The organism is Vreelandella zhanjiangensis DSM 21076 (assembly GCF_000377665.1).
GTDB classification, from domain to species: domain Bacteria; phylum Pseudomonadota; class Gammaproteobacteria; order Pseudomonadales; family Halomonadaceae; genus Vreelandella; species Vreelandella zhanjiangensis.
Genome location: NZ_KB898653.1, coordinates 18337 through 35575, shown reverse-complemented (window position 1 = coordinate 35575; position 17239 = coordinate 18337). Strand labels below are relative to the sequence as shown.

Annotated in this window: 15 protein-coding genes; 7 read left to right on the top strand and 8 right to left on the bottom strand. The window is 55.9% G+C overall.

Annotated elements, in window-relative coordinates; all coding sequences use genetic code 11:
• Positions 1-118: 118 nt before the first annotated feature.
• The 4 genes from gmhB to glyQ form a co-directional block, all read right to left on the bottom strand.
• Complete coding sequence (gene gmhB, locus D467_RS0115210) at positions 119-691, bottom strand: D-glycero-beta-D-manno-heptose 1,7-bisphosphate 7-phosphatase (RefSeq protein WP_018918391.1); 573 nt, start codon at positions 689-691, stop codon at positions 119-121.
• 11 nt (positions 692-702) lie between these two features.
• On the bottom strand, positions 703-1491 hold the full coding sequence (locus D467_RS0115205; RefSeq protein ID WP_018918390.1) for a BUD32 family EKC/KEOPS complex subunit: 789 nt from the start codon (positions 1489-1491) through the stop codon (positions 703-705).
• A gap of 355 nt (positions 1492-1846) precedes the next feature.
• The gene (glyS, locus tag D467_RS0115195) at positions 1847-3913 is read right to left on the bottom strand and encodes a glycine--tRNA ligase subunit beta (RefSeq protein ID WP_018918388.1); all 2067 of its coding nucleotides are present in this window, start codon (positions 3911-3913) and stop codon (positions 1847-1849) included.
• A complete protein-coding gene (gene glyQ, locus D467_RS0115190) occupies positions 3914-4873 on the bottom strand; it encodes a glycine--tRNA ligase subunit alpha (protein WP_026285791.1) in 960 nt (319 codons plus the stop codon). It lies immediately after the preceding gene.
• A gap of 126 nt (positions 4874-4999) precedes the next feature.
• Here glyQ and rfaD point away from each other — a divergent pair, with 126 nt between their 5' ends.
• Together rfaD and waaF are read left to right on the top strand one after the other, a co-directional pair.
• Entirely contained in the window at positions 5000-5956 is a 957-nt protein-coding gene (rfaD, locus tag D467_RS0115185) for an ADP-glyceromanno-heptose 6-epimerase (RefSeq protein WP_018918386.1), read from the top strand.
• Positions 5949-6992, top strand: coding sequence for a lipopolysaccharide heptosyltransferase II (waaF, locus tag D467_RS0115180; RefSeq protein ID WP_018918385.1), 1044 nt, complete (start codon positions 5949-5951; stop codon positions 6990-6992). The genes rfaD and waaF overlap by 8 nt, the downstream gene beginning before the upstream one ends.
• Here waaF and D467_RS0115175 read toward each other — a convergent pair.
• On the bottom strand, positions 6982-8634 hold the full coding sequence (locus tag D467_RS0115175) for a sulfatase-like hydrolase/transferase (RefSeq protein WP_018918384.1): 1653 nt from the start codon (positions 8632-8634) through the stop codon (positions 6982-6984). The two genes, waaF and D467_RS0115175, sit on opposite strands and share 11 nt — an antisense overlap.
• A 164-nt stretch (positions 8635-8798) precedes the next feature.
• On the opposite strand from D467_RS0115175, the gene D467_RS0115170 reads away from it, so the two are divergent.
• The gene (locus D467_RS0115170; RefSeq protein WP_018918383.1) at positions 8799-9563 is read left to right on the top strand and encodes a glycosyltransferase family 2 protein; all 765 of its coding nucleotides are present in this window, start codon (positions 8799-8801) and stop codon (positions 9561-9563) included.
• Here D467_RS0115170 and D467_RS0115165 read toward each other — a convergent pair.
• A complete protein-coding gene (locus D467_RS0115165; RefSeq protein ID WP_018918382.1) occupies positions 9522-10577 on the bottom strand; it encodes a glycosyltransferase family 9 protein in 1056 nt (351 codons plus the stop codon). The genes D467_RS0115170 and D467_RS0115165 overlap by 42 nt on opposite strands.
• Before the next feature lie 84 nt (positions 10578-10661).
• Here D467_RS0115165 and D467_RS0115160 point away from each other — a divergent pair, with 84 nt between their 5' ends.
• Complete coding sequence (locus D467_RS0115160; protein ID WP_018918381.1) at positions 10662-11780, top strand: glycosyltransferase family 4 protein; 1119 nt, start codon at positions 10662-10664, stop codon at positions 11778-11780.
• Here the strand turns inward: D467_RS0115160 and D467_RS0115155 are convergent.
• Positions 11777-12562 carry a 3-deoxy-D-manno-octulosonic acid kinase gene (locus D467_RS0115155; RefSeq protein ID WP_018918380.1) on the bottom strand — a complete coding sequence of 262 codons (786 nt, stop codon included), beginning with the start codon at positions 12560-12562 and terminating at the stop codon, positions 11777-11779. The two genes, D467_RS0115160 and D467_RS0115155, sit on opposite strands and share 4 nt — an antisense overlap.
• Between D467_RS0115155 and D467_RS0115150 the strand changes: the two genes are divergently transcribed.
• Genes D467_RS0115150 through waaA form a run of 3 tightly spaced genes read left to right on the top strand, consistent with a single transcriptional unit; the run spans position 12561 to position 16382 of the window.
• Positions 12561-13658 (top strand): glycosyltransferase family 9 protein, encoded by a 1098-nt coding sequence (locus tag D467_RS0115150; RefSeq protein WP_018918379.1) that lies wholly within the window; start codon positions 12561-12563, stop codon positions 13656-13658. The genes D467_RS0115155 and D467_RS0115150 overlap by 2 nt on opposite strands.
• Positions 13648-15078 (top strand): bifunctional D-glycero-beta-D-manno-heptose-7-phosphate kinase/D-glycero-beta-D-manno-heptose 1-phosphate adenylyltransferase HldE, encoded by a 1431-nt coding sequence (gene hldE, locus D467_RS0115145; RefSeq protein ID WP_018918378.1) that lies wholly within the window; start codon positions 13648-13650, stop codon positions 15076-15078. Before D467_RS0115150 ends, hldE begins: the two co-directional genes overlap by 11 nt.
• Positions 15078-16382 (top strand): lipid IV(A) 3-deoxy-D-manno-octulosonic acid transferase, encoded by a 1305-nt coding sequence (waaA, locus tag D467_RS0115140; protein WP_018918377.1) that lies wholly within the window; start codon positions 15078-15080, stop codon positions 16380-16382. Before hldE ends, waaA begins: the two co-directional genes overlap by 1 nt.
• Here waaA and rpiA read toward each other — a convergent pair.
• Complete coding sequence (rpiA, locus tag D467_RS0115135) at positions 16379-17050, bottom strand: ribose-5-phosphate isomerase RpiA (protein ID WP_018918376.1); 672 nt, start codon at positions 17048-17050, stop codon at positions 16379-16381. The genes waaA and rpiA overlap by 4 nt on opposite strands.
• Positions 17051-17239 lie beyond the last annotated feature (189 nt).

Sequence of the window (17239 nt, the reverse complement as noted above, 5' to 3'; positions counted from 1 at the left end):
GCCGGTTTTTAAACCGGCGGCATTTTTTTATGAAAAATTTTTATAGTATAAATAGAAGCTTTATAAAAACAGGTTGGGGATAAGTAAGCTGCTGATAACTAGGCTGTTGATAAAATGATTACTTCTGCAGCGGAGAATGATTAACTAAAAGCCAATCGACAAACTCTGCAAGATCAGCATGAATTCGTGCGCCTTCCAGGCCAATCGCCTTGGCTAACGTTTTCTCACCCTTGCCCGTTTTTACCAATACCGGCTGACAGCCGCATGCTTTGCCTGCCTGTAAATCACGCAGGCTATCACCCACCATCCAGCTACCCGCCAAGCTGTGAAGATCAAGCTCGCGCTGAATATCATGCAGTAAGCCGGGCAAGGGTTTGCGGCATTGGCAGTCATCCTCCGGCCCGTGTGGGCAGTAAGCAATATGCGCAATGTGACCACCAGCGGCTTCGACAAGCTGATTCAACCGAGCATGCATTGCCGCGAGTACGCTTTCATCATAGTAGCCTCGGGCAATACCGGATTGATTGGTTGCCACCGCCACGGTAAATCCAGCTTGGGACAGTTTGCCGATAGCGCTGATCGCCGAAGAGTAGGGCAGCCACTCTTCAAGCGATTTGATATACGCATCTGAATCCTGATTAATGACGCCATCGCGATCAAGAATAACCAGCTGCTGAGGGGAAGTAGGCATTATATTTCCAACTAGAGACGCTGATTTAGCACCGCCAGCGCCTGCAAAGTAGCGCTAATTTTACGCCCATCGCTACCCAGGTACTTAAAGGGGATTTTTTGCAGACGAAGAAGTTTAGACAGCGTGTTTTTAAACTGATCCTGTACTTCTTGGCGGGCGTTATGTAACCCATCAATTAATGCAGGCGACAAGCGCTCAACCTGCATGGGCGATTTATATAGTTTGCCATACAGAGAAAAAATAAAGCAAAACCAGTCACGAACCATACAGTTAATAGGGCTATGTACCTTGCCTGGATCAGTCTCAAAGTCGATAAAAACCGTTTTATCCTGGGTAACTAGAATATTGCGAGCAAATGCTTCGCTCAGATAGCAGTCACGCGCATGCACGGCGTTCAACGCCTGAATACTTTGCGTTAGCGTAGTGTCGACTTCATCGACACTGCGTGCTTTTTTAAGCTTATCAAGCAGCGTTATAGCGGGTTGGTCTGAAGAGCCTGCATCCGCGAGAAGAAGGGCGCGAGGGTGCTCCGCCAGTATCGTGGGAACCGCAATACCCGCATTGCTCAACGTTTTAATCCGCGCCGATTCGACCAAGATGCTTTGCTCACCGCCTAAATTGGGCACTGGTTTTAACACGTCCAGATTGCACCAGGCAGCCAATAGTTTTAGCGGGGCGTAGGCAAGCTTTGAGTTACGTTTGGCGGCGCGCTTCAGCCATACCTTTTCGCCGTTAAGCGTATGGGACGCCATGCTCGCCTGCTGCTGGGGAAACGAGTCCAATAAAAAGAGATCGTACACAGGGCATCTCCAAGGAGCTTAGGCTCCAGCCTCAATGAGCTTATCTACTGCGCGAAAAGACGACTTTAATACATTAAGTATTTTATTTTACCAAAAATCGATTATTTTTCACGATGTTTCACGTGAAACAAAGTGAAGCAATACGACGAGTTTTTCGAAAATAGCCTTAGTAAACTCACCATGAGGTAGTCGTTTTAAATTGCTATCCAGACAGGTTCACACAGGCTTAGACACTAACAGAGGTGTGAACGTCACCTATGAATCGCTAAGAAGGTCTCGCGCTTTAATAATGAGATGCGAAAATGCCTTTTACCGGCGGCTTAAAGCCACCGGCAAAAGGTAGAAGGGAAGGGGATTACTGAGGGAGTAAGGAGATATCAGCAACGGCCAGGAAGAGCGCTTGAAGGCTAGCCAGGAGTGCTAAACGATTGTTGCGCACGGCCTCATCGTCTGCCATGACCATTACCTGATCAAAGAAGGCATCTACAGGCTCACGTAGGGTCGCCAGAACGTCCAGCGCCTGCTGGTAATCGCCTGTACCAAACAGTGGTGCTACCTGCTCCTGACGGCTGGTAACGGCTTTAAACAGCACCTGCTCGGCTTCTTCCTGCAGAAGGCTTGCATCAACCTCTAAGCTGCCGTTGTGCTCCTGTTTACTCAGAATATTAGACACGCGCTTATTGGCGGCGGCTAATGCGGTGGCCTCCTCACGCTGAGCGAAGGCTTTCACGGCACGCAGGCGGCGGGCGAAGTCGAGCGGGTTGGTAACCGGGCGCGCACGCACAGCTAGATACATTTCTGCGCTAATACCTTCTTCCTGCCCCCAGGCGCGGAAGCGGTCGAGCATGTAGGTCAGCACGTCATCGACCAGGCCTTCAGCCTTAGGCAGGCCCTGGTGCTGCTGAGCAGCCGCGTTTAACAGCTCACGCAGATCAAGAGCCAATTCGCCTTTAATCAGAATATTGAGTACACCAATAGCGGCGCGACGCAGTGCGAAGGGGTCTTTAGCACCGGTCGGGCGCTGGCCAATACCGAAGATGCCCACCAGTGTATCCAGACGATCAGCCAAAGCCAGCGTCTGCCCGGTGAGGCTTTGCGGGATGGTGTCGGTGGCAAAGCGCGGCAGGTACTGCTCTTCAATGGCTTGTGCAACTTCGGCAGGCTCGCCGTCCTGCTCGGCGTAATAGCGACCCATAATGCCCTGCAGCTCAGGGAATTCGAGCACCATCTCGGTGACCAGGTCACACTTGGCAAGCGCCACGGCACGCTGAGCGGAAGCCACATCGCCGTTAATTTTTTCGGCGATAAAGGTGGCAATCGCGGTAGTGCGGCGCGCCTTGTCGGCCAGAGTACCTAGCTGCTGCTGGAACACCACGCTTTCAAGCTGTGGAATACGCGAGGCAAGGCTCTGCTTGCGATCGGTATCGTAGAAGAAGGCGGCGTCGGCCAAGCGTGGGCGAATGACTTTCTCGTTACCCGAAATCACCTGCTGCGGGTCGGCACTATCAATGTTGGAGATAGTGATAAACAGCGGCTTGAGCTTGCCCTGGTCATCCAGCAGGTGGAAGTACTTCTGGTTGGCCTTCATGGAGGAGATCAGACACTCCGCCGGCACGTCCAAAAAGCGCTCATCAAAGCTACCGGTAAGCGCTACCGGCCACTCCACCAAGCCGCTGACTTCAATCAGCAGGGCTTCGTCGATTACCGCATTGGCTTCCTGCACTTCGGCTTCGGACAGCACCTGTTCACGAATACGCTCACGACGCTGCTCACGATCTGCCAGTACATAGGCATTCTCTAGCGTGGCAAGGTACTCATCGGCATGCTTGAGCTGAATCGCGTTCGGGGCATGGAAGCGGTGACCGTAAGTCGTGCAGCTCGCCTGAAGGCCTAACGCTTCGGCGGCGATGACGTCGCTGCCATACAGGGCAACCAGCCAATGCACCGGGCGGGAGAACTCAATACGAGACGCACCCCAACGCATGTTTTTGGGCACCGGCAGTCCCTGAATGGCTTTACGCAGAATTTCGGGCAAAAGCGTCTGAATGCTTTCGCCTTGCTGCTGTTCACGGAAGCCAAGCCAGGTGCCCTTGTCGGTTTCCAGATGGATCAGTTCGTCCACGCTAACGCCACATGAGCGCGCGAAACCTTCGGCGGCTTTGGTAGGTACGCCGTCTTTAACGGCGGCAGCCAATGCCGGGCCACGGCGCTCTACTTCACGGTCGGGCTGCTTGTCGGCAAGCTCGCTGACCTGTACCGCTAGGCGGCGGGGTGTCGCGTAGGCTTTGACACTCTGGAAAGGTATCTCAGCTTCCTGAAGGCCTTTTTCAATCCCTGCGGCAAACGCATCGGAGAGCGCATCCAGTGCCGTCGGCGGTAGCTCTTCGGCACCTAGTTCTAATAAAAGCGTATCAACAGCCATTTAAACGTCTCCCTGGTCGGCGAGTAGTTCGCGGCGAAGGGCCTCCGGGGCCATGGGGAAGCCTTCGGCTTTGCGCGACTCAAAGTAAGCAGCGGCGACGTCTCGCGCCATGGTGCGCACCCGTAGAATAAAACGCTGGCGTTCGGTCACGGAAATCGCGTGGCGGGCGTCCAGCAGGTTAAACGTATGCGAGGCCTTCAATACCTGCTCATAGGCAGGCAGCGGTAGGCGGGCGTCCAGCAGTTTGCTGCACTCACCTTCCTGATGATCGAAGGCGGCAAAAAGATGGTCCACGTCAGCATGTTCAAAGTTGTAGGCGGACTGCTCACGCTCGTTTTGCAGATACACATCGCCGTAAGTCACTTGGCTGCCGTCTGGGGCAATGGCCCAAACAAGGTCGTAGACGCTGTCGACGTTTTGCAGGTACATGGCAATGCGCTCAAGGCCATAGGTGAGCTCGCCGGTCACGGGGTAGCATTCGATGCCGCCCGCCTGCTGGAAGTAGGTGAACTGGGTAACTTCCATGCCGTTGAGCCATACTTCCCAGCCAAGACCCCAGGCGCCCAAAGTAGGGGACTCCCAGTTATCTTCTACAAAGCGCACATCGTGGATTAGGGGATCCAGGCCTAAGCGCTTAAGCGAGCCAAGGTACAGGTCCTGCAGGTTGCTTGGCGAGGGCTTCATTACCACCTGAAACTGATAGTAGTGCTGCAGGCGGTTGGGGTTTTCCCCGTAACGGCCATCTGTCGGGCGGCGGGAAGGCTGAACATAAGCTGCATTCCAGGATTCCGGGCCAATGGCTCGCAGGAATGTGGCGGGGTGGAACGTGCCCGCGCCGACTTCCATATCGAGGGGTTGGAGGATGACGCAGCCCTGTTCTGCCCAGTACTGTTGCAGAGCAAGGATCAAGCCTTGGAAGGTCGACACATCAGGCGTCGATTGGTTTGTCGAGACACTCATCGCAGAAAGCACCGTTGGCCATGAATTCATAAGCCGTCAAGTATACAATCCCAAGCAGATGGGTTATAGGCACGTATGCTAATAGGCACGTAAGCCAACACAACCGCTTTAGGTAAGGAGAGCGAGATGATCGTTGTAACAGGCGGAGCCGGTTTTATCGGTGCCAACATTGTCAAAGCACTGAATGCGCGCGGTCGTGACGATGTCATGGTGGTGGATGACCTGCGTGACGGCACTAAGTTTGTCAATCTGGCCGACTGCACGCTAGCTGACTATCTGGATAAAGACGACTTTCTTGCCAGAGTTAAAGCGGCGTTACGCGGTGAGCTAACCGACCTGCCCAAGATCGATGCGATTTTCCATGAAGGCGCCTGCTCTGATACTACAGAGTGGGATGGTCACTACATGATGGAAAACAATTTCGAGTATTCCAAGGTGCTGCTCAACTACTGCGAGAAGTTCGGCATCCCTTTTCTATACGCGTCGTCGGCGGCCACCTATGGCGGGAGCGAAATATTTAAAGAAGCCCCCGAGCATGAAAAACCGCTCAACGTGTATGGCTATTCCAAATTATTATTTGACCAGCACGTGCGCTCGCGGTGGAACGAGCTGACAACGCAGGTCGTCGGGTTTCGCTACTTCAACGTGTATGGCCCGCGTGAACAGCACAAGGGGAAGATGGCAAGCGTTGCCTACCACAACCATCTGCAAGTCAGTAACGGCGAAAATCTGAAGCTGTTTGGTGCTTACGGCGGCTACGAGGCGGGCATGCAGAGCCGTGATTTCGTTTACGTGGGCAATGTGGTGGACGTAAACCTATGGTTTCTGGACAACCCCCAGGCATCGGGCATTTTCAATCTGGGCACCGGCCGGGCAGAGCCGTTCAAGGCAATTGGTGAAGCGGTCATCGACTTTTATGGCAAGGGCCAGATTGATTACATCGACTTCCCTGAAGAGCTGAAAGGCCGCTACCAGAGCTATACCCGCGCTGATATTAGTCATCTGCGTGATTCAGGCTGCGATGTGGAGTTCAAAACCGTCGCGCAGGGTGTTAAAGCCTACCTGGAGTGGCTGAATGGCTAATTCCGCCAAGCGTCTGCTGGTGGTCGGCCCTTCGTGGGTGGGCGATATGGTCATGGCGCAAAGCCTGTTTATGACGCTTAAGGCACGCCATCCTGGGGCCATGCTAGGCGTTGTTGCGCCAGCGTGGTCGCAGCCCATTTTAGAGCGCATGCCCGAGGTCGATGAAGTCTTGCCGTTGAGTGTGGGCCATGGCGAGTTTGGCCTGACCAACCGGCGCGAATTGGCGAGCCAGTTGCGCGGGCGTTTTGATCGCGCCATTGTGCTGCCGCGTTCCTGGAAGGCCGCGCTGGTGCCGTTTATGGCGCGGATTCCAGAGCGAGTGGGGTTTCTGGGCGAGCACCGCTACGGGCTTTTAAAGGAGCGCCGCAAGCTCGATAAGCAGGTGTTGGATCAAACGGTAAAGCGGTTTGTATCGCTGGGTTTACCCCTTGAAGAAACGCTCAACGGCGACTTCGCTATTCCCAGGCCGCGCTTAAACATTGACCGGGATAACCTGGTTAATCTGCGCTTGGCGCATACATTGTCGTCGCGCCCAGCCATTGGCATGATGCCAGGGGCCGAGTACGGCCCTGCCAAACAGTGGCCGTTGGCCTATTTTCACGACTTGGCCAAGCGGCTTATTGGCGACGGTTTTGAAGTGCGGGTGCTGGGTGGGCCGAAAGATCATGATGCCGGTGAGACGATCGTTGCCGGGCTCTCCCACGCACATAACCTGTGTGGCAAAACCCAGCTGGCCGACGCCGTCGATCTGCTGGCTGACTGCTCGCAGGTGGTGACCAATGATTCAGGGCTGATGCATGTGGCGGCGGCGGTAGGCGTGCGCATTCATGCGCTTTACGGCTCCTCGTCACCGGCCTATACGCCACCACTCACCGATAACGCGGTGATTCATTATCTGGGACTTTATTGCTCGCCGTGTTTTGAGCGCACCTGCCCTTTAGGGCACACCAACTGCTTGAATCAGCTGACGGTGGAGCAGGTGTATCAGGCAATGCGCGCTGACCAGCAGCGCAAAAACGGTATCATTAATAAATGATTTCGATCTCGCCGGCCTGGTCGGCCGGCGTTTCGGTGACCTGCACCGTGGGTTGCGGTTCTTCCTCGCGGCGCTGAGGGGCCAGTCCTTCCCATAGACGGTGCTGCAGCGCCGTTTCCTGGCGCAGACGCTCGTTGAGTATTTCAATACCGTGCACTTCAACCAGCGTGGGTTTTTCACTGAGTAGCGAGGCTCCAAGCCCGGCCCGGTGTTCGTTAAGCTCAAACCCCATTGCCTCCAATATAGTGGGGAAGACGTCCAGCATGGTGGCATCACGGCGAATGCGTTGAGGCTCGATATGGTCGCCCAGCATAATCAGCGTATTGTCGCGATCCAGTGCCGTCAACTGATCCCAGACGGAAACCCGCATGGTGAGGTGGTCGCTAAGGACGACGACCAGCGTATTATCCAATAAGCCTTCCTGCTGTAGCTGCTCGATGAATACCCGCGCCTCATAAGCCGAGCACTTTACTGAATAAAGGATATCCTGGCCGTCGAATTCGCCCTGTCGATCAAGGCATGTCTGGGATGGGAAGCCACTTGGCGCGTGGCCGGCAAGGTTAAGATTAACCACCGCCCAGGGTCCGCTATCCTCTTCGTCCAAGCGGCGTATTTCATCAGCGGTAAGATCGTAAAGGGTATCGTCATAAAGGCCCCAGCTATTCATATACTCAGGATCTTCAAGGTCAGGCGCGAACTCCTCTTTACCTTTGACGGTATTAAACTGATGGCCGCGATAGAAAAGCCCCTTACCCGCGAACTGGGTGCTGGCACCGCCCAGATAGCTCAGCCGATAGCCGTGGGCGGCTAGAATATCGCCCAGGCAGTCAACGCCAGGTACCACGTGCTGTAGCGGCTCAAACTGGGTATCGTGTAAAAGCCCAGCAGGCATTAGCGGTACGCCGCACTGGCTGGCAATCATGCCTGCCATGGTCCAGCCGGTGTTTTCCATCTGGCGGATGCCTTCAAACACCAGCCCTTGCTCACCCAGAGTGTTTAGATCGGCATAGGCATCGTTAAAAATATCGTTGCTGTAAGTACGCTCAAGGCTTTCCAGATACATAATTAGCAGGTTCGGCTTATGCTGCTGCTCGCCCATGGGGGGCGGCATATAGCGTCGATTAAGCCACTCACCGTCATCTGCCACAATTGCCACGCTGCGTTGACCCAAGCCATACAGCAGCGGGTTGGCGGCCAGTAAAACAATCGCGAAATACCGCTCGGCAAGGCGCCAGCGCTGGTCGTGGCGCGAAAACCAGGTCACCGACCATAAGATTCCTACCATCACGATGATATACATGATGGCGGAGAGCATTTTGCCAGCGCCGCCGTGCTCGGCTATGCCAGCCTGCAAATGGAAGAACACCGCGCCTAGATCAACGTTGCCAAAGCTGTCGGCCAAATAGACATACACGCCCATTAGACTGAGCGGTACCAGTGACCAGGGCCATATTCTGCGATAACGGGCATTTAGCGGCTTGCCCCAGGCAAGCTTGAGCCCAAGACCAATCCAGATCGCTGCGATCAGCAACAACGTCCACCAGGGTAGGCGGGTTAATACGGTTGCGGCATAGCCCAGGCTGAGGCCAATCGTAGCCAATGGCAGCCAAGGAGTAAGCTTAAATGACGTCAATGCGGGCATGCCGTATCCCTTCGATATCCCAAAGTGAGTCTCTAAGCTTACCAAATGTTGTTATCGTAATGCGCAATTCATATTGTTATGGGCGTGCTAGCATTCATACTGAGGCACCCTGGCAAATGCGCGGCCCCTGCGCGCTTATTAACCCTGACTGGCGAAGGTGATCTGTGCCAATTTCTGCCGTTTTAATTGTTAAAAATGAAGCACATCATTTACGTGAGTGTCTGGATACGCTGACCTGGGCCGATGAGATTGTCGTGCTGGACGCGGGTAGCCAGGATGAAACCTGTGCGATTGCGCGTGAGTATACGGATAACGTCAGCGTTAACACCGACTGGCAGGGGTTTGGCATACAGCGTCAACGGGCAGAGGCGTTGGCCCGCCATGAGTGGCTATTGATGGTCGATGCCGATGAGCGTGTGACGCCAGAACTGCGCGACAGCATTCTCAAGGCGGTTCAACAGCCGCCCGCCGTTTACAGTGCCAGCCGTCTATCCTGGTGCTTTGGGCGCTTTATCCGCCATTCAGGCTGGTACCCGGACCGAGTACTGCGTCTGTATCCCAAGGGGCGGGCTTCCTACAATGCAGCGCTTGTGCATGAAAAGTTGGTAGTGCCTGAGAGCCTGAGCGTTAAGCGGCTTTCGGGGGACCTGCTTCACTATACCTATCGCGATTTGCGCCACTACCTGGAAAAATCGGCTCACTACGCCCAGGCGTGGTCAGAGCAGCGGGCCGCACAGGGCAAAACAGCGACTCTGGGCAGCGGCTTTATCCATGGGCTTGCCTGCTTTATCAAAATGTATCTGTTAAAGGCCGGTTTTAAAGACGGTAAGCAAGGCTTTTTACTGGCGCTACTGTCGGCGCACTCAACGTTTAATAAATACGCTGACCTATGGATTCGCACCCGCACGTCCACGCCGGAGAAGCGCTGATATCTCTTGAGCGGCGGATGTTATATCAATCGCCGCCATATCCTGCTGGCCGGCCGCGACCGGTGGACTGAACGCCAGGCGTTTTTCGGCGCTATTGCAGGTTTGCCAGCGCAGCGGCGTGGCCGAGCGTTTGGCGGGGTAAAATCCTGCAGTGGCAATGTTCAGGCAGCCAGCAATATGCAGCGGGCCGGTTGAGCCCGCGATCAACATATCGGCGCCGGCAAGCTGAAGAGCAAAATCAGCCACATGTTGGCTAGCGGGCAGGCGCCTGGCAGTAATGCCCGTCTGGGCAAGCTGGTCGATCAACGTCTGGGCATGGGCCTCTTCACTAGGCCCTGCGCTGATTAGCCAGCTAACATCATCAGTCGTCTGATTGATGAGCGCAATAAGCGCCGCGTACTGATCAAGCGAGAGATTAACCGCCGAACCGCCGCTACCCGGATGTACGACAACGATGGGGCCGTCAGCTTCCTGCTTAGTTTCCCGCGTAGTCTCGAGCAACGCTTGCCGTTGGCGATGTGTATCACTTAGCGGCCAGAAGGGTGGCGAAGGGAGTGCTGCAAGCTTAAGCGAAAGCCTTGCGAGCAGTTCGCAGGCCAAATCCACGTTGTACTGGTACTCAGGCTTTGCCGATTGAGAGCGGCGCTGGCGTATTCGAGCGTTATAAAACAGCTGTGCCCACTTGGTCGCCGGTGCAACGCGCAGCGGTATTCCCGACCGCCAGCCCAACAGGCCAATACGCGGGGTTGAGAAAAGCGTTAGCAGCGCATCAAATCGGGCGGCTTTGACCTCGTCAAGCAAGGCTTTTTGAGCCGCAGCGTCAGCTTGGCGCCCAGGGTCAATAATAACCTCGTCGACCCACGGGCAGGCATTGGCCAGTGGTGCAGTGTAAGCGGGCACCAATACCGTAATGTGCGGGGTAGGCGATGCGCTTTTTAAGCATGCCAGCGCCGGCCATGCCAGCATAAAGTCACCGATTTTGTCGTTGCGAACAACGAGCAATTTCTTTGCCATGGTTCAAGCCCCGTTAATTGCAGCCTGTATACTACAAGAGATTGTATTCATTGTTTAACGGTGCGTAGCCGGGTAGGTGAGGTGATGGCAAATAAAGTGCTGCAACTATGTATGTCTGACGGCAAAGGCGGGATGGAGCTGTATGTTGATCGTGTGATGGGTGATTTGAAAGAAGAGGGCTGGGAGGTCATCGGCATCTGCCTTGAAAATACCAAGGTGGAAGCGTATATGCAGCAAAATAATGTGCCGTATAAAGCCTTTAAAAGTAATGCAAGCGCGCTGGCGCTTGTCATCAGCCTTCGTCGTTGGCTAATACAGGAAGGCGTCCGCGTTGTTCATTGCCATAAGTCGAGTGACTTAAGATTAAGCTCGTTATTAAAGTGTTTGATGCCTGGCTTAAGAGTGCTTTATACCGATCATGTCGGTGGGCAGCGACCGAAGAAGAACCCTTACCACCGGTTTGCTTACGGCAAAGTGGATCGTGTTTTATCCATTAGCCAGGCGACTTACCAGCGTAATGTCAGCAATCTGCCCGTCGCCCGTGAACAGGTTATCTGCCTGCCGCACGGTGTCGATACCAATAAGTACCGGCCTTGTTATGATCTGGACGCCATTCGCATTAAGCGCGATGCGCTGGGCATTCCTCGTGAAGCGGTCGTAATTGGGTTGCCTGGGCGCGTAACGCCGGGGAAGGGCCAGGATATCTGGGTGAAAGCGCTGCTTGAGCTTGATCCTGAGCTGAATTTCTATGCGCTCTCTATCGGTGGCACCGATTACGATTCAGGCGGAGTGGAAAGCTTTTATCAGGGTTTACAGGCGCTGATTGTGGGTACCGCGCTGGAAGACAAGATTACGTTCCTGGGTCACCGTAACGATTTAACCGACATACTGCCGGTGCTCGATCTAGTGTGTATTCCCTCAGAAAACGAAGCCTTTGGCCTGACGATTATTGAGTCAATGGCATGTGGCATGCCGATTATCGGGTCGAATACCGGCTCGCTGCCAGAGTTGGTCGATAGCACTTCAGGTGTATTAGTAGGCCCTCACGACATTAGCGCATGGCGCGCCGCGATGGACGCCATGGTGCGTGATAAAACAAAGCGCCAAAGCATGGGCAAAGCTGCCCGGCAGCGCGTCGAGCAGCACTTCAGCAACAAGCAGCACGTTAAGCGCTTAATTGAGGCTTACAGTGTTTCTGCCTAGTTTTTATGAACATCGTTTTTAGGAACATCGTTTGTATGAACGTTGTTTTTATTAGCACCGGTTTTATTAACATAGCCTTCATGTATGCAGGCCATCACGTAAGCTACCTGGGACGGGCGGCTGAATTTAGCCACCGAGCGGGAAAGGCGTGCCAGGTTAGCGGCTTGCCACTTGCCCGGCGGGCGCAGGCGGCAGCGGTCCAGATCAATTAGCCAGGGGGTATTGCATGGGTCAACCAGTATGTTGCGCGCATTAAGATCGACATGATCAAGCCCTGCAGCGTGAAAGCGCTTAATCATTGCGCCTACCCGCTTAAGCAGTGCGTTATCGGCTTTATCGTCGGCGAGCAGAGCGGCAAATGCTTGGGCCCCTGGAATTCTCACCGTTATCAGCGCCGCCTCATAAGTAAGGCCGTGGCGCGTTACGCAGCAGGCGATCGGTGCGGGCACTGGCAGGCCCTGCTCAAAAAGCGACGCGGTTAATCTTAGCTCCTGAAACGCACGGGTACGCTCGGCACCTGTCCATAGGTAACGCTTTTCACTGAGCTTGGCTACCATGCCGCCGCGCCGGTAGGGGCGCAGTACCCACTGTTGGCTAGGCGTTGCCTGTAGAAAAAGGCTGCTTCCCCGGCCAGGCGCTTCGCCTACCACCAGGGCTTGCTGGCGCCAGTAATCGGCCGTAAATAGACGCGGCTGGATTTTGTGTGATCCCGGTGCGTCACTTAAACTGTCTGCATCATGTAACATCAGACTATTTTTTTGCCGGAGTGCCGTTAAGCGCATGAAGCCCTCGTTGCCTGCTGAACCCAACCACATTGCCATTTTGCGCCTCTCCGCTCTGGGAGATGTGTGCAATCTCGTGCCAACGGTACGCGCATTGCAACGCCAGTGGCCCCGTGCGCGTATTACCTGGATTATCGGCAAGGGGGAGCACAGTCTACTGGCGGGACTTTCCGGGGTCGAGTTTGTCGTTTACGACAAGTCGACCGGGCTTGCCGGCATGCGTACCCTGTGGCGTGAGCTTGCTGATACGCGCTTTGACGTGCTGTTGCATATGCAGCAGGCGATCCGCGCCAGTATTCTGTCGTTGGGGCTCAAGGCCAACGTTCGCGTGGGCTATGACAAAGCCCGCGCCAAGGATGCCCAACACTGGTTTACCCAGCACCAGTTGAAGCCCCACGCCCAGGCACACGTGCTGGAATCCTTTATGGATTTTGCCCGGCTGCTGGGCGTGACCGATGATCGCCTGGAGTGGAACATGCCGGTGCCGGTCACAGCCCTTGATGAGGCGCGGGTCATCAGCGGCGAGTCACCCTATCTGGTCATCAACCCGTGCAGCAACGCACGTCTGCGTAACTTTCGTAACTGGTCGGTTGAGGGCTACGCCAGCGTCATTGAACATGCCTGGGTCCACCACGGTCTAAAAAGCGTTTTGACCGGGGGAAGCAGCTCGCTTGAGCGCGAGATAGGCGAGCAGATAGAAAAGCTGTGCCAGCCAGATAGCGTAATCAACGCCATTGGTGGCACCTCGCTGAAAGGCGTACTGGCGCTAATTGGTCAGGCGCGAGCAGTAATTGCCCCGGATACCGGCCCGGCACATATGGCCAATGCTATGGGCACTCCTACGTTGGGTCTCTATGCCACCACCAATCCTCAGCGAGCAGCGCCCTATTGCTGGCGCGACTTTGCCGTCAATGCCTACCCCGACGCCGTAAGCGCCTATCTGCATAAATCGGTAGATGAAGTGACCTGGGGACAGCGGGTACGCCATCAGGATGCGATGCAGCTTATTAAAACCGATACCGTTATTGCCCATCTGGATGCGCTATTAGCCCATACAGCACCAGACACCGCCGCAGGACTTACCCATGAAAGTTGATTTAACCGCCCTGGAACACGCTCATATACTGGTCGTTGGCGATGTCATGCTTGACCGCTACTGGCACGGCGGCACCTCGCGCATTTCACCGGAAGCGCCTGTGCCGGTGGTTCGCGTTGAAGATGCGGATGATCGACCCGGTGGCGCCGCCAACGTAGCCCTCAACGTAGCCTCGCTGGGTGGGCATGTGGCACTGGCGGGTGTGGTGGGGGATGACGATAACGCCAACCTGCTGGAAGCCCAGCTGCATACATCCAATGTAAGTACTTACTTTCAGCGCAGTGCCGATATACCCACGATTACCAAGCTGCGTGTTATGAGCCGTAACCAGCAGTTGCTGCGTCTGGATTTTGAGCAGCGTCTGGATAACGTCGATACCAATGACCTGCTGTCCCAAGTCGAGCAGGCCCTGCCGGACTGCGATGTAGTGATTCTGTCTGATTACGGTAAAGGCACCCTCAACCAGGTCGAACGGCTGATTGCCCAGGCGCGCGCCCACGGCAAACGTGTGCTGATTGACCCTAAGGGGCAGGACTTCAGCAAATACCGCGGGGCGAGCTTGATTACCCCCAACCTGACGGAATTTGAAGCCGTCGTAGGCCCATGCGCAAGCGATGCCGAGCTTGCCAAGCGCGGTGAAGCACTACGTGCCGAACTTGAGCTGGAGGCGCTTTTAATCACCCGCAGTGAAAAAGGCATGACCCTGATTCGTGAAGGGCTGGCGCCTATTCATCTGCCTACGCGTGCCCAGGAAGTCTTTGATGTTACCGGCGCAGGCGACACGGTGATTGGGTTGATGGGCCTGGCGCTTGCCGCCGGTCACGGCCTGCCGGAAGCCATGATGCTGGCGAATCTGGGAGCCGGTTTGGTGGTCGCCAAGCCCGGCACCGCGACGCTATCCGTAGCTGAGCTATATACCGCGCTGCATGGCGATAAGCTCGCCGAGTTCGGCGTGATTGAGCAAACGTCGCTGATTGACGCGGTACGTGCCGCTCAACTGCGCGGCGAGCGGGTCGTCATGACCAATGGCTGCTTTGATATTCTCCATGCGGGCCATGTCGCGTACCTGGAGCAGGCCAAGCGCCTGGGGGATCGCTTGATTGTGGCGGTCAACGATGATGCGTCCATTGGCCGCCTGAAAGGCCCCAAGCGGCCCATCAACCCGCTTAATCGGCGTATGCAGGTGCTGGCAGGTCTTGGCGCGGTCGATTGGGTCGTGCCGTTTAGCGATGATACGCCCCAAGCGCTGATTGAAGCCGTTCTGCCCGATATTCTGGTCAAGGGCGGTGATTACCATCCTGATGATATCGCGGGAGGAGAAGCCGTTCGAGCCAACGGGGGAGAGGTGAAGGTCCTCGGGTTTGAAGATGGCGTATCGACTACCGCGATGATCAGCTCCATTCTGGACCGCGAAGGCTAATGGGGCGAATCAACTGGCCGCGGCTTGGCTATTCGGCGGTGCTCTATGCGCTTGCTCCGCTGATTGGCTGGCGCATCTGGCGTGAGCAAGTGCCCACTCACTCGCGTTGGCAACGGCTAGGCTTGCACCTTGGCGCGCTACCTGCGCCGCCGCGCATCTGGCTGCACTGTGCGTCGGTCGGTGAGGTACGAGCTGCCCGCCCGCTTATCGACGGTCTGCTTGCTCGCTACCCGCGCCATAGCCTGCTGTTGACCACCATGACTGCGACGGGTGCCCAGCAGGCGCAGGCGTTGATGGATGAGCCGCAGGCTGATCACAACCGGCTCATACACTGCTTTTTACCCCTGGATTTCCCCGGCGCGGCCAAACGCTTTGTGCGTCAGGTAAAGCCGGAGCTGGCCATCATGTTTGAAACCGAACTATGGCCCAACCTGCTTTCCGCCTGCCAGCAACGCAAAGTGCCGGTTGCCGTGGTCAACGGCAGGCTCTCGCCGCGGGCGTTCAAACGCTATCAGAAAATCGCTTCGTTAATGGCCCGCACGCTGGCCGATGTCGATTGGCTGGCAGCCAAGTCCGCAGCCGATGCCGAGCGGTTTAAAACCCTCGGCGCGACGATCTCTAAGACGGCGGTGGTGGGGTCATTGAAGTTTGAGATGGAGCTGCAGGAAGGCGCTTTAGAGAAAAGTGAGCGTTTACTTACCCAGTGGGGAAAACGGCCTGTGTGGGTCGCCGGTTCTACTCGCGATGGTGAAGAAGCACTGCTGCTTGAAGCGCATCGGCAGCTGTTACACCAGTATCCTGATGCGCTGCTGGTGCTCGTCCCGCGCCACCCGCAGCGCTTTGATGAGGTTGCGGCACTATGTAGGGCGGAAGGATGGGAAACGAGCCGGCGCAGCCAGGGCGAACCCGTTACCCAGGCGACGCAGGTTTATATCGGCGATACGCTGGGTGAGCTTGCCATCCTCTATGGCGCTGGCCGAGTGGCGTTTGTGGGTGGCAGCCTGGTGCCGCTTGGCGGGCATAACGTGCTTGAGCCGGCAGCGCTGGGCAAACCCGTTCTCAGCGGCCCCTATGTGGAAAACTTTGCCGACGTGGTCGAGCCCCTGCAAACCGTGGGTGCACTCACGCTGGTGGAAGATGTGGACGCTTTAGTAAAGGCGTTACACAGCCGCTTCGCTGATCCAGCGCGTTGTCTGCAAGAAGGCCAGGCCGGTCAATCGGCTATCAAGGCCAGCCAAGGTGCGCTTGCGCGCACCCTGAATGGCCTTGAGGCGCTGCTTAGCCCTTATCGTCCTAGCCCTTAGCGCACGCTGCGCTCGACGCCGCCTTCTTTACCCAGCAGCAGTACGTCAGCCCCACGAGCGGCAAACAGGCCGTTGGTCACCACGCCCACGATGGCGTTGATTTTGGCTTCCATGGCGACCGGATCTTCAATCATAAAATCGTAGCAGTCGATAATCTGGTTGCCGTTATCGGTGACCACGCCCTGGCGATACACCGGGTCGGCGCCCAGCTTAACCAGCTCTCGCGCGACGTAGGAGCGTGCCATGGGAATGACCTCGACGGGCAGAGGAAAGTCACCCAAGGTATTCACAAGCTTTGAGCCATCGGCAATGCAGATAAAGCGTTCGGCGCACGCCGCGACGATTTTTTCACGGGTAAGTGCGGCGCCGCCGCCTTTGATCATATGTAAGTGAGCATTCACTTCGTCGGCGCCGTCGATATAGAAAGGCACTGTACCAACATTGTTAAGCTCGAACACTTCAATGCCCAAGCCTTGCAGACGCTTGGCGCTGGCCTCTGAGCTTGCGACCGCCCCCTTAAAACGGTCGCGAAGCGGCCCCAGGCGATCAATAAAAAGGTTCGCCGTTGAGCCAGTGCCAATGCCCAGCACGGTGTCTTTTTCAAGTCCCGGGGTGATCTCTTTAATGGCCGCGTCCGCGACGGCGGCTTTAAGTTCATCTTGCGTCATGGGATGCCTTTGTAGGTCAGGGAGATGGAGTTATCGCGCTAGTATACCGGCCAAAGCGCTGGCTGCCGATGGAAACACAGTAGACGCCGGTAGGCGTAATCTGCTACCAATACAGGCTTTGTTTGCGTCTTAACACTTGTTGTAACGGCGGCTGTAACGACCGCCATCACTATCACGCTTTTCCCTTTG

Excerpts from the sequence above, each read along its gene's own strand:
- gmhB (WP_018918391.1), bottom strand. The coding sequence starts at position 691 with ATGCCTACTTCCCCTCAGCAGCTGGTTATTCTTGATCGCGATGGCGTC.
- glyS (WP_018918388.1), bottom strand. The coding sequence starts at position 3,913 with ATGGCTGTTGATACGCTTTTATTAGAACTAGGTGCCGAAGAGCTACCG.
- glyQ (WP_026285791.1), bottom strand. The coding sequence starts at position 4,873 with ATGAGTGTCTCGACAAACCAATCGACGCCTGATGTGTCGACCTTCCAA.
- rfaD (WP_018918386.1), top strand. The coding sequence starts at position 5,000 with ATGATCGTTGTAACAGGCGGAGCCGGTTTTATCGGTGCCAACATTGTC.
- waaF (WP_018918385.1), top strand. The coding sequence starts at position 5,949 with ATGGCTAATTCCGCCAAGCGTCTGCTGGTGGTCGGCCCTTCGTGGGTG.
- D467_RS0115175 (WP_018918384.1), bottom strand. The coding sequence starts at position 8,634 with ATGCCCGCATTGACGTCATTTAAGCTTACTCCTTGGCTGCCATTGGCT.
- D467_RS0115165 (WP_018918382.1), bottom strand. The coding sequence starts at position 10,577 with ATGGCAAAGAAATTGCTCGTTGTTCGCAACGACAAAATCGGTGACTTT.
- D467_RS0115160 (WP_018918381.1), top strand. The coding sequence starts at position 10,662 with ATGGCAAATAAAGTGCTGCAACTATGTATGTCTGACGGCAAAGGCGGG.
- D467_RS0115150 (WP_018918379.1), top strand. The coding sequence starts at position 12,561 with ATGAAGCCCTCGTTGCCTGCTGAACCCAACCACATTGCCATTTTGCGC.
- D467_RS0115155 (WP_018918380.1), bottom strand. The coding sequence starts at position 12,562 with ATGCGCTTAACGGCACTCCGGCAAAAAAATAGTCTGATGTTACATGAT.
- hldE (WP_018918378.1), top strand. The coding sequence starts at position 13,648 with ATGAAAGTTGATTTAACCGCCCTGGAACACGCTCATATACTGGTCGTT.
- waaA (WP_018918377.1), top strand. The coding sequence starts at position 15,078 with ATGGGGCGAATCAACTGGCCGCGGCTTGGCTATTCGGCGGTGCTCTAT.
- rpiA (WP_018918376.1), bottom strand. The coding sequence starts at position 17,050 with ATGACGCAAGATGAACTTAAAGCCGCCGTCGCGGACGCGGCCATTAAA.